This is a genomic window from Aeromonas bestiarum (assembly GCF_028751155.1).
GTDB classification, from domain to species: Bacteria; Pseudomonadota; Gammaproteobacteria; order Enterobacterales; family Aeromonadaceae; genus Aeromonas; species Aeromonas bestiarum.
The window spans coordinates 3558263-3572059 of the sequence record NZ_CP064746.1; the positions used below are offsets into that span (position 1 = coordinate 3558263).

The window sequence follows — 13797 nt, forward strand, 5'->3', positions numbered from 1 at the left end:
ACGAGCAAAACTCCCAAAATGGATATCCGGCCATTGTAGCCAGGGTTGGCGGTATGACGAAATCGTCCGGCACGGGAAAAGGGGCGCGGTTTTGCCCCTCACCCGGTGCCGCCGGGCTGGTGAAATTCTCCGCCCCCGCTAGAATAGCGCCACTTTGCGCCCCGCCGGCGCCTGTTTTATGAATCATCTGGACGCTTCGCTTATGCAAACCCTTCTCGACACGGCTCATTGTCGTCTGACCCTGTATCGCTATCCACGCCAGAGCCAGGATCCGTTGCAGGCCTGGGATGCAGCAGACGAGTACCTGATCAATACCCTGGCAGAGGCGCCACTCGAGCAGACCGGCCCTGTCATCATCATGAATGACGGCTTCGGGGCCCTGGCCGCCTACCTGCACGGCCATGCCCCCGTCTGTGTGAGCGACTCCCATATCAGCGAGCGGGCCACCCTGGCCAACCTCGCGGAGAACGGGCTGGATCCCCATGCCATCACGCTGCAGGATGCGCTGGCGCCATTGCCTGCAGCCCCCGCACTGGTGGTGATCAAGGTCTCCAAGTATCAGGCGCTGCTGGAGCAGCAACTGCTGGCCCTGCGCCAGGTGGCAACCCCGGCCACCCGCATCCTGGCCGCCGGCAAGGCCAAGGACATTCACAGCTCCACTCTGGCGCTGTTTGAAAAATACCTGGGACCGACCCGCACCTCGCTGGCCTGGAAGAAGGCACGCCTCATTCACTGCACCCCGGCCGGTATGCCCGCCGAACGCCCCGTGCTGGCCAATCCCTTTCCCTCGGTCTGGCCGCTGGAGGGCACCGACATGCTCATCCATAACCATGCCAATGTGTTTTCGCGCACCAGCCTGGATATAGGCGCCCGCTTTATGCTGGACAACCTTCCGATCCATAGCGCACGACGCGTGATCGATCTGGGTTGCGGCAACGGTGTGCTGGGGCTGGCGCTGCTGGCGCGGGATGCCGAGGTGGAGGTGACCTTCATCGACGAATCCCACATGGCGGTCGCCTCGGCGCGGCTCAACGTCGAACACAATCTGCCGGATGCCCTGCCCCGCGCCCGCTTCATGGTCAACAACTGTCTCGATGGGGTGGAAGTCGGCTCGGCGGATCGGATCCTCTGCAACCCGCCCTTCCATCAGTTGCAGGCGATCACCGATCATATCGCCTGGCAGATGTTCAGCGATGCCCACCGGGTGTTGCCCCAGGGGGGCGAACTCTGGATAGTAGGCAACCGTCACCTGGATTATCACAACAAACTCAAGCGCCTGTTTGCCAATGCACAAGTCGTTGCGTCAAACAGCAAATTCGTTATTTTGAAAGCCATCAAACGCTAAACAGAAAGCTAAAGGAAACCCATGATGAAAAAGTCACTCTTGCTGCTGGCCGCCCTGACGCTGGGTGGTTGTGCGACTCACTGGCCGGAAACCGCCCTGCTCAACCCGCAGGTTATTCCTTCCAATCAGCAGTACTACTCGGGCAACCGCATCACCCTGGAAGGGGTCGACAAGCGTGAAGCCGCCTACGTCTTCTCCATCAAGAAGAAAGAGAAGGCCGCCGTGCTGGTCAACAGCGAGCAGCCGCTCAACAACCTGCTGGCCGAGAAACTGGCCGAAGGCCTGCGCAGCCAGGGGCTGGAAGTGGGCAACAGCGGTACCACCAACCTGACCCTGGCCATCTCCAGCGCCGCGGTCACGGTGGAAGAGAAAACCTTCACCTATGTCACCAAGTCCCGCGTCAGCCTGCAGGTGATGGCCGACTTCCAGGGCAGCAAGCTGACCAAGCAGTTCAACATGTCCTCCAGCAAGGAAGGCCCGGGTGAACCGACCATGGCCGAGCTGGAATCCATCCTGAACCAGCAGCTGGGCAGCCTGCTGCAACAGATCATGGCGGACAATGCCCTGCGTGGTTATCTCAAGGGTCAGCCGAGCTGAGCGAGGAGAGTCAAATGAAAAAACTCTGGTTACTGGCCATGCTGATCGCCCCGCTGGCGTTCGCCGGCCCCAAGGTCAGGATGGAGACCAACCACGGCAACATAGTGGTGGAGCTGGCCTCCAAGCAGGCGCCGCAGACGGTGAAAAACTTCCTGCGCTACGTGGCTGACGGCAGCTATGACGGCAGCCTGTTCCACCGGGTGATCCAGGACTTCGTGGTGCAGGGGGGCGGCTATAACCAGCAGTTCCAGCAACTGCCGACCCTGGATCCCGTGGTCAACGAGTCCAAGGGCGGTCTGCCCAACAAGCGTGGCAGCATCGCCATGGCCCGCACCCAGGCCGTGGACAGCGCCACCCGCCAGTTCTACTTCAACCTGACCGACAACAACAACCTCAACGCCAATGCCGGCGCCGGTTATACCGTGTTCGGCCAGGTGGTGCAGGGCATGGAGGTGCTGGACAAGCTGGCCCAGGTGCAGACGGGTTACAGCTCCATCCTGCGCGCCAACGACGTGCCCACCAGCCCCATCATCCTGAAGAAGGTGGTGTTGCTGGCGGAGAAATAACGCGGGCCGGATCACATTCCGCCGCGTCTTTGCCCGGGTCACCGGCGTCCCTTTCTATACTCTAGCCTTGCCCCATGTTCCCGGGGTATGGCCCACATGAGGAGAAGGAGGTTCCGGTGACCTGCAACGAGTACCTAGCCCAACACACAATCCCGCTGGCCCTGGCGGTTCGTCATTTTCTGGCACGAGAAATTTCCTATCAGCAGTTGGAAGACTTGAGCTGGCAGCTCCTCTCCCACTGGCAAGACTTGCCCCATATACCCGCAGACAAACAACCGGCCACCGATCGGGAAGGGGTGTTCTGGCACCTGCTGCACAGCCTGCATCAGTGGGATGAGCAGCAGATCATCGCCGACGTCTGGCTGCGCCTGCAGCTGATGGAATGCGCCAACTATCTGACTACAGAAGGCCCCTGCCCGCGCCACTGCATGGGTTCGCGCCCCTGAATCCAGACCCGCCACGCTCGGCTTGCCTTGGCTATCCCCCCCGAACCTGACAAAATGGCGCAATTTTCCCAGAGGAGTCAGGTATTTGAACACTGTCCGCACACCGAGCTGGCGAGACTCGCTCGCCGTCTACCTTGAGACTCGGGTCCTCATACTGTTTGCCATGGGTTTCTCGTCCGGCCTGCCTCTGCTGCTGGTGTTTGGCACCCTCTCGTTCTGGCTGCGCGAGGCCGATGTCAGCCTGACCGACATCGGCTACATGAGCTGGGTGGCGCTGGCCTATGGCTTCAAATGGCTGTGGTCGCCGCTGGTTGACCGGATGCCGCTGCCGCTGCTCTCCCGCTGGCTGGGGCGGCGCCGCAGCTGGATGCTGCTCTCCCAGCTGCTGATTGCCCTCTCGCTGGTGGGCATGGCCTATTGCGATCCCAAGACCCAGCTCGCCCAGCTCGCCCTGTTTGCCCTGCTGGTGGCGTTTTGCTCCGCGACGCAGGACATAGTCATCGACGCCTATCGCATCGAGTCGGCGCCGGAGCGGTTGCAGGCGGCCATGGCGGCCTCCTACATGACGGGTTACCGGCTGGCGATGATCATGGCCGGCGCGGGGGCACTGGCACTGGCGGCCTGGCTCGGCAGCAACAGCGGCTATGACTACCGTGGCTGGCAACTCACCTATCTGCTGATGGCGGGGCTCATGTCCCTCGGCGTCATCACTACCCTGATCTGCCACGAACCGGACATAGATCTCGCCGGTCAGAACGATCAGCAGGAGGCGCGCAAGGCGCTGCTGCTCTCCCGTGGCTGGCCCACCTCGCTGGCCGGCATCGGCGCCTGGATCTACGAGGCCATCTGGTGTCCGTTTGCCGATTTCTTCCGCCGTTACGGCGGCTCGGCCATGCTGATCCTGGGGCTCATCGCCTGTTATCGCATCTCGGATGTGGTGATGGGGGTGATGTCCAACAGCTTCTACGTGGACCTGCAGTTCAGCAAGACGGAAGTGGCCACCATCACCAAGGTGTATGGCGTCATCATGACGCTGGTGGGGGCCGCCTTGGGGGGCGTGCTGGTGATGCGCTTTGGCACCCTGCGCATCCTGTTCCTCGGCGCCCTGCTCACCGCCAGCACCAATCTGCTGTTCGCCCTGCTCAACGAAGTGGGCCACAACCTGGAGCTGCTGACCCTGATCATCTCGGTCGACAACCTCAGCGCCGGCATAGCGACGGCCGCCTTCGTGACCTATCTGTCGAGCCTGACCAACGTGGCCTTCTCCGCCACCCAGTACGCCCTGTTCAGCTCCGTCATGCTGCTGATGCCCAAGCTGCTGGCGGGTTTCTCCGGGCGTTTCGTCGAACAGTTCGGCTACAGCAGCTTCTTTATCGGCACCAGCCTGCTCGGCATTCCTGTGTTGATCCTGATCTTGCTGGTTGCCAAACGAGGAAGAGACTTGCTCTCGCAACAGGATAAATAGCAAGCGTTTGCGTGAAATTGGGGGTGATTAGATTCACACTTCCGAATAAAGTTCCCCGGCTCTTGTTTCTCCGATGAATTTATTTGGCTAGAATCCCTTCCGCTCCTTGTGGGCAGGCTACGGAAAACCTCAACTAACGCACAAGAGACCAATAAAATGGCCAAATTTACCAAGACTCTGATCGCTGCCGGTCTGCTGGCTGCTGCCGCCACCCCGGCCTTCGCTGCTGACTACAGCGGTGACATCCACAAGAACGATTACAAGTGGATGCAGTTCAACGTCATGCATACCATCGACCAACGTCCTTTCACCACTGGTGCAGAAGATTACAACGACACCTACTTCGAAATGGAATTTGGCGGTCGTTCCGGTCTGTTTGACCTGTACGGTTACGTCGATGTGTTCGACATCTTCGATTCCCGTCACAGCGACAAGCACAAGGGTCAGAACCTCTTCATGAAGTTTGCGCCGCGTATGTCTCTGGATGCGCTGACTGGTAAAGATCTCTCCTTCGGCCCGGTGCAAGAGGTGTACATCGCCTCCCTGAACAACATCGGCGACAACCAGATGGAAAACATGATCGGTCTGGGTGCTGACGTACAGGTGCCTTGGTTCGGTAAAGTGGGTATGAACCTGTATGCCCGCCACGCCACCGAAAACCAGTTCTTCACCGAAGAAGAAGGTGAGTGGAACGGTTACTGGTTCGCCATGAACTGGTTCAAGCCTTTCTACACCTTCAGCAACGGCAGCTTCGTCTCCTACCAGGGCTACCTGGATTACGCCTTCGATCTGGACACCCACGACCGTGCCGACCGTACCAGCGACAACCTGGCGACCTTCCACGGTATCTACTGGCACTCTGACCGCTACGCTGTCGGTTACGGCCTGAAGTACTTCATGGATGCCTACGGCACCAAAGATGGCTCTACCGCCTACGACGGTACCCCCTGGAAGAGCTCTGGCTTCAGCCACTACTTCTCCGTTACCTACAAGTTCTGATAGAACGGGTAATGCAGATACAAAAAACCGGAGCAGCTGCTCCGGTTTTTTTATGGCTCTGTCATCGAACCTTTTACTGTTGCACCGCGTGGCGGTCGCACAAGGGGGAGGGCCGAACCCTCCCGCCCGTCATCAATCGCGGAAATTCTGGAACTGCATCGGCTGACCCAGCTCGGCACCACGTACCAGCGCCATGGCCTCCTGCAGATCGTCACGCTTCTTGCCGGTGACGCGCACTTCATCACCCTGAATGGCGACCTGCACCTTGATCTTGGAATCCTTGATCAGCTTCACCAGCTTCTTGGCGATCTCTTTCTCGATCCCCTGCTTGAACTTGACGTTCAGGTGGAAACGCTTGCCGGAGTGAACGCTGTCACCCACGTCCATTGAGCTGTTCTCGATGTTGCGCTTGAGCAGGGCTGCGCGCAGGATCTCGACCATCTGCTTGAGCTGGAAGTCGGCATCGGCCTCCAGCTTCACTTCTTCCTTGTTCAGCTCGAAGCTGGCTTCAACACCGCGAAAATCGAAACGGGTCGCCAGTTCACGATTGGCGTTATCGACGGCGTTCAACACCTCGTTCATTTTGACTTCAGAGACAATATCGAATGACGGCATGTCAGGGCTCCTCATGTTGCGCTATAAGGGGGCAAATCTACCAGAAAACCGGCAAATTTGCTGATTTCGATGGGGTTGCTCTGCTAGAATCCCCTGCGCACAGGAATGGCGAGACCCGTTAGTGTCCGCCACGCGACATCTTCACTTATCCCCGGCGGGCGGTTGACTGGAATGCAACCCCTACCTTGATTGAGTCTCTCCATGCCAAGCGGATTACAGAGTTCCCGACTGCCCTCCTCCCCCCAATGGTCACTGCTGGGCTGCGGCGCCCTGGGTGGCGTCTTCGCCTCCCTGCTGACTCAAAGCGGCCAGTCGACCCGCGTCTTGCTGCGCGATCGTCACCGTTCGACCCTGCATCCCGGGATCGACTTCACCTCGCTGGAGGGCCATACCCAGCTGATCGCCATCGAACGCGGTTTCATCAGCCAGCCCGGCCAGATCAAGCGTCTGCTGGTGATGACCAAGGCTGGTCAGGTGGTGTCGGCCCTGACGCCGCTGGTGGGCAAGCTGGCGGCAGGCGTGCCCATAGTGCTGCTGCACAACGGCATGGGCATAGCCGAGCAGGTGGTCCAGCTGTTCCCCCATAACCCTGTCATCGCGGGTGTCACCAGCCACGGCGCCATGCAAAGCGGCCACTTCGTGTTCCGCCATACCGGCAAGGGTGAAACCTGGCTCGGCCCGGTCAATGAGGCAGCCAAGGCCCATGCCGCCCTGGCGGACGATCTCGGTGCCGCCCTCGGTCAGGCCGGTTGGGATGAGCAGATCCTGGCTCGCCAGTGGCAAAAACTCGCCATCAACTGCGCCATCAATCCGCTGACCGCGCTCTATAAACTCAAGAATGGTGAGCTGGCCGGCCCCCGCTTCGCCGATGTCCTGCAACAGATCTGCGTGGAAGTGGCGGACGTGATGCAGGCCGAAGGCCAGCCCACCAGCAGCGATGAGCTGCTGCGCCGCGCCATGACTGTGGTGGAGCTCACTGCCGACAATTACTCTTCCATGTATCAGGACATGGAGCTGGGCCGGGAGACCGAGATCGAGGCCATCACCGGCTTCCTGCTGGCCAGGGCCGCCCGGCACGGCATCGCGGTGCCGGTCAATCAGGGCCTCTATCAGGCCATCAAAGAGAAGAGCTGAGCCCGGCGAGATCGCGGGCAACTAAGGAGTGCAGCATGACAGTACTGGTATTGGTAGCCCCCGGCTCGGAAGAGATAGAAACGGTCGCCATCGTCGACACATTGGTGCGCGCCCGCATCGAGGTGCTGCTCACCTCCTGCTGTCCGGCCGGTCTGCGCCAGATCCGCGCCTCCCGCGGGGTGCAGCTAGTCGCTGACTATCATATCGACGAGCTGACCAGCCGTGACTTCGAGGCCATAGTCGTGCCGGGCGGTTTGCCCGGCAGCGAAGCGATTCGCGATACGCCGCTCGCCATCGACCTGCTCAGGGAGCAGGCGACGCTCGGCCGCTGGCGGGCGGCCATTTGCGCCGCCCCCGCCGTGGTGCTGCAACACCACGATCTGCTGGGGGAAGCCCGCACCACCTGCCATCCCGGTTTTCAGGCCCGCCTGCCCGCGGAGCAGCTCAGCACGGCGCGGGTGGTGACCGATCAGGCCCATCACCTGATCACCAGCCAGGGGCCGGGCACCGCCATCGAGTTCGCCCTCGAGCTGGTGCGGGTGCTGCGCGGGGACGAGGCTGCCCGTGCGGTGGCCGGCCCCATGGTGTTGCCCCCCTCGCTCATGCCCTGAGTAAATTGTCCTCTTGCAATGACAGAGCGCCCCTTGCCGATTGGCAAGGGGCGCTCTGCTTTGAGGCGGACTGCAAGCTGTCAGCCGGTTCAACTCCGGCTCAACTGAGCATTTCGGGCCTGAGCTGCTCCATCAGCAGGTGGTTGTCACTGTAATCCACCGGTATGGCCACCACGGCAGGTCCCACGACCGCCATGGCGGCGCGCAGGGTCGACCGTAGATCCTCGGCGCTGGTGACCGCAAACCCGGCCGCCCCGAAGGACTCAGCATAGGCCTTGAAGTTGATGGGCCCAAAGCTCACCCCCGAGCTGCGGCGGTATTTTTTCTCCTCCTGCATCGCCACCATGTTGTAGCCGTTATCGACCCAGATGATGTGCACTATGTTGGACTTGAGCCGCACCGCGGTCTCCAGCTCCATGCTCGACTGCATGAAGCTGCCATCGCCGGACACCGAGATGATCTTCTCCCCCGGCCGTACCATGGCCGCACCTATGGCCCAGGGCAGCGCCACCCCCATGGTCTGCTGACCGTTGGAGATGAGCACCTGGCGCGCCCGGAAGCTGTAGAGGTAGCGGGCAATCCAGATGTGGAAGCTGCCCATGTCCACGCACAGGGTCATGTCCTGCCCTATGATGTCCTGCAGCTCCTTGACGATCCGCAGCGGATGGATGGGCATGCCCCCCAGATGCTGGGCATGCTGGGTCAGCTGATGGCGCTGGGCCCGGATCTCCCCGAGCAGGGCGGCGATGGCGGGATCCCGTGCCAGCGGCTGGTTCAACATCTTGGTCAAGCAATAGAGATTGGCGCTGATGGAGCCCACCAGCTCCACCGCCGGGCAGTAGCTGCTGTCGATCTCCGCCGGCAGGGCATCTATGTGCAGCAGTTGCCGCTCCCCCGTGCCGTTCCACAGCACAGGGTCATATTCGATGGGGCTGTAACCGATGCAGATCACCAGATCAGCCCCCTGCAGCAACCTGTCCCCCGGCTGGTTGTTGAACAGCCCCACCCTACCAGCAAAGTCATCGAAATGGTGGGTATCCACCACGCCGGCCGCCTGATAGGTGCCCGTCACCGGCAACCGGCTCTTGTCCAAAAAGGCGCGCACCGCGAGGGAGTTTTCCGGCCGGCTGGCCAGCAGGCCGAGCAGCACCACCGGCTTGCGGGCTTGCGCCAGCAGGCTCAGCGCCCTGTCGATGCCCGCCTCATCGGCGGCACCGGGTTCGGGAATGGCTCTGGGCACCAAGATGGCGCCATCGGTCGGCTCGTTGATGATGTCCATCGGCAGGCTGACGAAGGCGGCACCAGGGCGACCCAGCTCGGCGGACCGAAAGGCGTTGGCCATCACCTCTGAAAGGGCGGATCCTGTGCCCACTTGGGCGCTGAACTTGGTGACGGGGCGGCACAGGCTGACGGTGTCCAGGCTCTGGTGAGTGAGCTTGAGGCCGTCGGCCCGTCGCACCGCGCCCCCCAGCGCCACCATGGCATCCCCTTCCGAGGTGGCGGTCGCGAGGCCTGTGATCAGGTTGGCGCAACCCGGGCCCGAGGTCACCAGCGCCACCCCGGCCTTGCCGGTCAGCCGGCCGACGGCGGCGGCCATGAAGGCGGCGTTCGCCTCGTGGCGCACCACTATGGTATCGATGGGGGAGTCTTCCAACGCATCGAACACCCTGTCTATCTTGGCCCCCGGAATACCGAATACCTGCTTGACGCCCTGTGCCTCCAGGTGGCGCACCACCAGTTCGGCCCCACAGCCCCAGTGTTGATTTTCCATGATAATGACTCCTTGTAAGCGAAGGGATTAGCCTTCGGCGGCGCGGATGGCGCGGTCCAGATCGGCGGGATTGAGGTCGGCCTGCTGAAAGGCCGGATTGCGTGGCAGTTCTATGTTGAGGTGCTGGACCACAGACAGCTGCAGCAGGCCGTGACCCATGGCGTAGTTGAGGATGTGACCACCGCCCTGGCGATCCTGGGTGATGAAGTGTTCGTGATAGCCGGCCACATTGATCCCCTGCACGAAGGGCGGGCAACGAAAGCCCACCAGGGTGCCGCGCCGCTGGCTGAACGAAAACAGCGGCTGGGCCTCTATGGCTTCCAGCATGGGTTTGTAGGGCGGGGTCTGGCAGGGCACGGTACGCACCTGCGCCTGCTCAAACAGACCGTCGAGCCGAAAGGCGACGAAGACGTTGTCGGTACCCACCAGTTGATCGATCCATTGATGGATCTCGTCGCGGCTCAAGGGGTGATCGAAGCGGCGCTCCAGGCAGGGGCGAAAATGCGTCATCACCGCAAACGGGGTTTTCTGGCCTGCCTGGGCCGGACGGGCCGAGCCGTCAGCCTTGAGCTGGTGGATCTGGCGCTCGAACGCAATCAGCTCGCCATCGAGCCGGTTGAAGGTGCCAAGACCGAAGTCACCGTGGCGCAGCAGATCGGCCATGGTGGTCTCGCCCTCATAGACGCCGGCCAGCAGGGCGCTCATCAAGGAGCTCTGATAGACCTCGCCGCCCCCCTGACGGGCCTGCCAGCGGGCAAACTGCTGGCTGATCTCGATGGCACAGTCACACTGTGTATAGGTTTCCATTTGGATTTAACCTCCAATCCTGTTAGGTTGGCAAATCAGGATTCAATAGTGATCAAGATCACAGTTTGATACCAATATCCAAACCCATCAGCTTCGAGACGTACCAGATATGGAATTTCGTTACCTGCGCTACCTGGTAGCCGTGGCAGAGAAGCAGAGCTTTACCAAGGCGGCCGAGGCGCTGGGTATGGCCCAGCCACCCCTCAGCCAGCAGATCCGCAAATTTGAACAGGAGGTGGGCACGCCGCTGTTTCACCGGCTGACCCGCAGCGTGGAGCTGACCGAGGCGGGACTGAGCCTCTATCAGGATGCCAAGGGGATACTGTCACAAACCGAGCAGGCCATGCAGAAGGCCAGGCGTATCGCTCGCGGCCAGCTCGGCTCCCTGCGCCTCGGCTTTGCCGGCTCCACAGTGCTGCACCCGAGCGTGCTGCGGCTCATCCACGACTTTCGCCAGGCCTGGCCCGAGGTGAGCCTGCACCCCATCGAGAACAGCATGCCCAACCTGGTGCGCGATCTTGTGAGCGAGGAGCTGGATGCCGCCATCCTGCGCCTGCCCTGCAGCAGCAGCTCGGCACTGACCCACCACCTCATCGACGAGGAGGAGATGCTGATCGCCCTCCCCCCGCAACATGCGCTGGCAGGCAGCGACGCCATCGCCATCGAGGCCCTGGCGGCGGACCCCTTCATCCTGTTCCCGCGCGAGCTCGGGCCCGGCCTGTACGATGCCATCACCCAGCGCTGCCAGCGGGCCGGCTTCAGCCCCCGTCTCGGCAGCCAGAGCCCGCAGGTGATCTCCACCGTCGGCATGGTGCAGGCCGGTTTCGGGGTTGCCATCATCCCGCGATCGGTGAGCGAGCTGCACCCCCATGGCGTCAGCTATCACCCCATCGCCGATGAACCGCTCACCACCCGCATCAGCCTCGCCACCCGTCGCCATCCCCGCCAGAAAAGCCTGCAACATCTGATAGGGTTGATCCTTGGCCGCCATTGAATAGTCCATAAAAATGGGTGCTGTCCCAATTACGTGTTGGAAGGCTAATCTTGAAGTTGAATCGCCCCCAGTTCCCTAGACACCTCGCAGCCTTAAAATGAGGCAACTATTGGAGGTGTTATGACCCGTCAGCGTTATCCAGAAACATTCAAGATCGAAGCTGTTAAACAAGTCACCGAGCGCGGGCGACCGGTGGCTGACGTTGCACGAGCCATCGGGGTATCCAGCCACAGCCTGTATGCATGGCTCAAGCAGTACGGTAAGCCCGCTGACCAGCAGCATGAAGAGTCAGCCTTGCAAGCCGAGATCCGCCGTCTGAAAGCCGAACTGCGCCAAGTCACCGATGAGCGCAACATTTTAAAGGAGGGCACCGCGTACTTTACCAGCGAGTCAAGGAAAGGTACGCATTCATAACCTCCCGACTCGACCGGTACAGTGTCGTTACCCTGTGCCAGACCCTGGGGGTTCACCGAAGTGGCTTCTACGCGTGGTTGAAACAGCCTACATCGCCACGCCAGCAGGAGGACAAACGACTAACGGAGTTGGTCAAGCAATCTTGGCTGGAAAGTGGTGCAGTCTACGGTTATCGCAAGATCCATCGTGACATTCGTGACTTGGGGGAAGTCTGCGGCAAGCACCGTGTGGCCAAATTAATGAGGCGAGAAAGACTGCGTTCGCAAACTGGCTATCAGCGCCGTAAGGGGCATTATGGGGGTAAGAGCCCGGAACATGCTGGCTTGTCCGTTTAAGACCCCCGCCCCTAACATCTCTTGGGTGACCGACATTACTTACATCCGTACTCAAGAAGGGTGGCTGTATCTGGCTGTAGTGCTAGATCTGTTTTCTCGCCAGATCATCGGCTGGGCAATGAAGCTACGCATGACGGCAAACTTGACGGTTGATGCGTTATTGATGGCCGTCTGGCGGCGCAAGCCAAAGCAGCCGGTACTGGTGCATTCGGATCAGGGCAGCCAGTTTACCGGTGGTGAATGGCAGGACTTTCTGAAGGCCCACAACCTGAGTTGCAGCATGAGCCGACGTGGCACCTGTCACGACAACGCTGTCGCCGAGAGCGTCTTTCAGTTGCTCAAACGGGAGCGGATCAAGCGCAGGATTTACCTGACAAGAGATGAAGCCCGCAGCGATGTATTTGATTATATCGAGTTGTTTTACAACCCAATCAGGCGCCATGGTTCCAATGATGGGCTGTCGCCGGTAGAGTTCTAAAAGCAGTTCAATGTTCAACAACAGAGTGTCTAGAAAACCTGGGGCGATTCAGTTCGCCTTTTGTTTTCTGCCTCGCCGTCAGAACTGACCGGCCATCAACTGGTTGATGTTGTAGAGGGCGCGGGTATCGAGCTCCATCTCGGTGGCATAGGTATTGCCACGGGGATAGGAGGCCACCACCCGAGCGCCACGCACCATGCCGGCCACGGACACGTCCAGCGAGTTGGAGGTCTGGGTCAAGTCCTTGTAGCTGCTCTGGCCCCGCACCTGCTGGCCATTGAGCTGCTCCGCCAGTTCGCGGTAGGCATCCATCTTGGAGGCGCGAATGGCCTGCAACATCTTCTCGGACTGGGACGGGCCCGGCTGTATGTCGATCACCGCGTAACCCACGGCCTTGAGCACCGGAAAGTCATCGGGCTTGTTGTTGCCGCCGCCGTAGTTGACCACCCGATTGCCACCGCTGCACGCGGTCAGCAGCAAGACCAGCAGGCATCCGAACAGGATCTTCATTGCGCTCACTCCTTGTCAGGGGGTCAGATTGACCAGATGGCCGCCGGGACGAGCCTGGCTGTCGCGCATCAGGTAACCGCGATTGATGGATGCCCGGCCAAACGAGTTGTTGGCGCCGAACAGGTATTGTTGCGGGATCAGGCTCTGGGCTGTGGTCTCCACCATCTTGGTCCGCAGATCTATGATGCGGGCATTGACCAGGATCCCCTTGCCATTGCGGCTGAAGGTGCCGGTCAGGATGCGGGAGATGGGCAACCGGGGGGAGAGATCCCGGTAGTTGCGGCTCATCACGAAGTCACCCTGCGGGGTCACCTTGATGCTGCCGGTCATCTTGAAATCCACCACCACTTCCCCGCGCCGGTTCAGCTCGTAGATAAAGCTCTCCTCGATCTGCTGCCCCATCCAGTTGGTGTCCTGCAGGGTATCGAGATCGACGAAGGAGGAGACGGCGATGGGCTCGGTCAGGGTGGTGAGCGACTTGCGCTCCATCAGCTGATCGGTCATGCGCGCCACCAACCAGTTGAGCTCCATGCCAGCAGCGGCCTGGCGAGGATCACCCTGTTCCCGGTTGATGGGGTCGGAACCACAGCTGGTCAGAGCCAGCGCGAGGGCCAACGCCGTAAAGAGTTTGTTCATGGATACCTTTCCTGTATCTGCACCTGATTCGTTATCGGTTCGGCTGGCCAAAGCTTGAGTCGGGAATGAGGCAT

At 60.8% G+C, this 13797-nt stretch carries 14 protein-coding genes and 1 pseudogene; 10 read left to right on the forward strand and 5 right to left on the reverse strand.

What is annotated here, in order from left to right:
- The first annotated feature begins 202 nt into the window (after positions 1 to 202).
- From IU367_RS16390 to IU367_RS16415, 6 genes are all read left to right on the forward strand, one after another.
- Positions 203 to 1345: a methyltransferase gene (locus tag IU367_RS16390; RefSeq protein WP_274452460.1), complete on the forward strand. Its 1143-nt coding sequence runs from the start codon at positions 203 to 205 to the stop codon at positions 1343 to 1345.
- A gap of 24 nt (positions 1346 to 1369) precedes the next feature.
- The gene (locus IU367_RS16395; protein WP_043134428.1) at positions 1370 to 1942 is read left to right on the forward strand and encodes a YajG family lipoprotein; all 573 of its coding nucleotides are present in this window, start codon (positions 1370 to 1372) and stop codon (positions 1940 to 1942) included.
- 14 nt (positions 1943 to 1956) lie between these two features.
- Positions 1957 to 2508 carry a peptidylprolyl isomerase gene (locus IU367_RS16400; RefSeq protein ID WP_042867155.1) on the forward strand — a complete coding sequence of 184 codons (552 nt, stop codon included), beginning with the start codon at positions 1957 to 1959 and terminating at the stop codon, positions 2506 to 2508.
- A 116-nt stretch (positions 2509 to 2624) separates the two neighbouring features.
- Positions 2625 to 2954: a hypothetical protein gene (locus IU367_RS16405; protein WP_274452461.1), complete on the forward strand. Its 330-nt coding sequence runs from the start codon at positions 2625 to 2627 to the stop codon at positions 2952 to 2954.
- A gap of 85 nt (positions 2955 to 3039) precedes the next feature.
- The gene (locus IU367_RS16410) at positions 3040 to 4419 is read left to right on the forward strand and encodes an AmpG family muropeptide MFS transporter (RefSeq protein WP_274452462.1); all 1380 of its coding nucleotides are present in this window, start codon (positions 3040 to 3042) and stop codon (positions 4417 to 4419) included.
- 156 nt (positions 4420 to 4575) lie between these two features.
- Positions 4576 to 5418 (forward strand): nucleoside-specific channel-forming Tsx family protein, encoded by an 843-nt coding sequence (locus IU367_RS16415; protein ID WP_043134423.1) that lies wholly within the window; start codon positions 4576 to 4578, stop codon positions 5416 to 5418.
- Positions 5419 to 5550: 132 nt separating this feature from the next.
- Here the strand turns inward: IU367_RS16415 and IU367_RS16420 are convergent, their stop codons facing one another.
- Positions 5551 to 6033 (reverse strand): YajQ family cyclic di-GMP-binding protein, encoded by a 483-nt coding sequence (locus tag IU367_RS16420; protein ID WP_005311958.1) that lies wholly within the window; start codon positions 6031 to 6033, stop codon positions 5551 to 5553.
- A 201-nt stretch (positions 6034 to 6234) separates the two neighbouring features.
- Here IU367_RS16420 and IU367_RS16425 point away from each other — a divergent pair, with 201 nt between their 5' ends.
- Both IU367_RS16425 and IU367_RS16430 read left to right on the forward strand, forming a co-directional pair.
- A complete protein-coding gene (locus IU367_RS16425) occupies positions 6235 to 7167 on the forward strand; it encodes a ketopantoate reductase family protein (RefSeq protein WP_274452463.1) in 933 nt (310 codons plus the stop codon).
- A gap of 35 nt (positions 7168 to 7202) precedes the next feature.
- Positions 7203 to 7778, forward strand: coding sequence for a DJ-1 family glyoxalase III (locus tag IU367_RS16430; protein ID WP_274452464.1), 576 nt, complete (start codon positions 7203 to 7205; stop codon positions 7776 to 7778).
- 100 nt (positions 7779 to 7878) lie between these two features.
- On the opposite strand, the gene alsS is transcribed toward IU367_RS16430, so the two are convergent.
- Positions 7879 to 9549 carry an acetolactate synthase AlsS gene (gene alsS, locus IU367_RS16435; RefSeq protein ID WP_274452465.1) on the reverse strand — a complete coding sequence of 557 codons (1671 nt, stop codon included), beginning with the start codon at positions 9547 to 9549 and terminating at the stop codon, positions 7879 to 7881.
- A 27-nt stretch (positions 9550 to 9576) separates the two neighbouring features.
- Positions 9577 to 10356, reverse strand: coding sequence for an acetolactate decarboxylase (gene budA / locus IU367_RS16440; RefSeq protein ID WP_274452467.1), 780 nt, complete (start codon positions 10354 to 10356; stop codon positions 9577 to 9579).
- Positions 10357 to 10465: 109 nt separating this feature from the next.
- Here budA and IU367_RS16445 point away from each other — a divergent pair, with 109 nt between their 5' ends.
- Together IU367_RS16445 and IU367_RS16450 are read left to right on the forward strand one after the other, a co-directional pair.
- A complete protein-coding gene (locus tag IU367_RS16445; RefSeq protein ID WP_274452469.1) occupies positions 10466 to 11350 on the forward strand; it encodes a LysR family transcriptional regulator in 885 nt (294 codons plus the stop codon).
- A gap of 120 nt (positions 11351 to 11470) precedes the next feature.
- Positions 11471 to 12577: pseudogene (locus IU367_RS16450) on the forward strand (IS3 family transposase).
- A 78-nt stretch (positions 12578 to 12655) separates the two neighbouring features.
- Here the strand turns inward: IU367_RS16450 and IU367_RS16455 are convergent.
- Entirely contained in the window at positions 12656 to 13087 is a 432-nt protein-coding gene (locus IU367_RS16455) for an LPP20 family lipoprotein (protein WP_043139908.1), read from the reverse strand.
- Between the two features lie 15 nt (positions 13088 to 13102).
- Complete coding sequence (locus IU367_RS16460; RefSeq protein ID WP_043139910.1) at positions 13103 to 13723, reverse strand: FlgO family outer membrane protein; 621 nt, start codon at positions 13721 to 13723, stop codon at positions 13103 to 13105.
- Positions 13724 to 13797 lie beyond the last annotated feature (74 nt).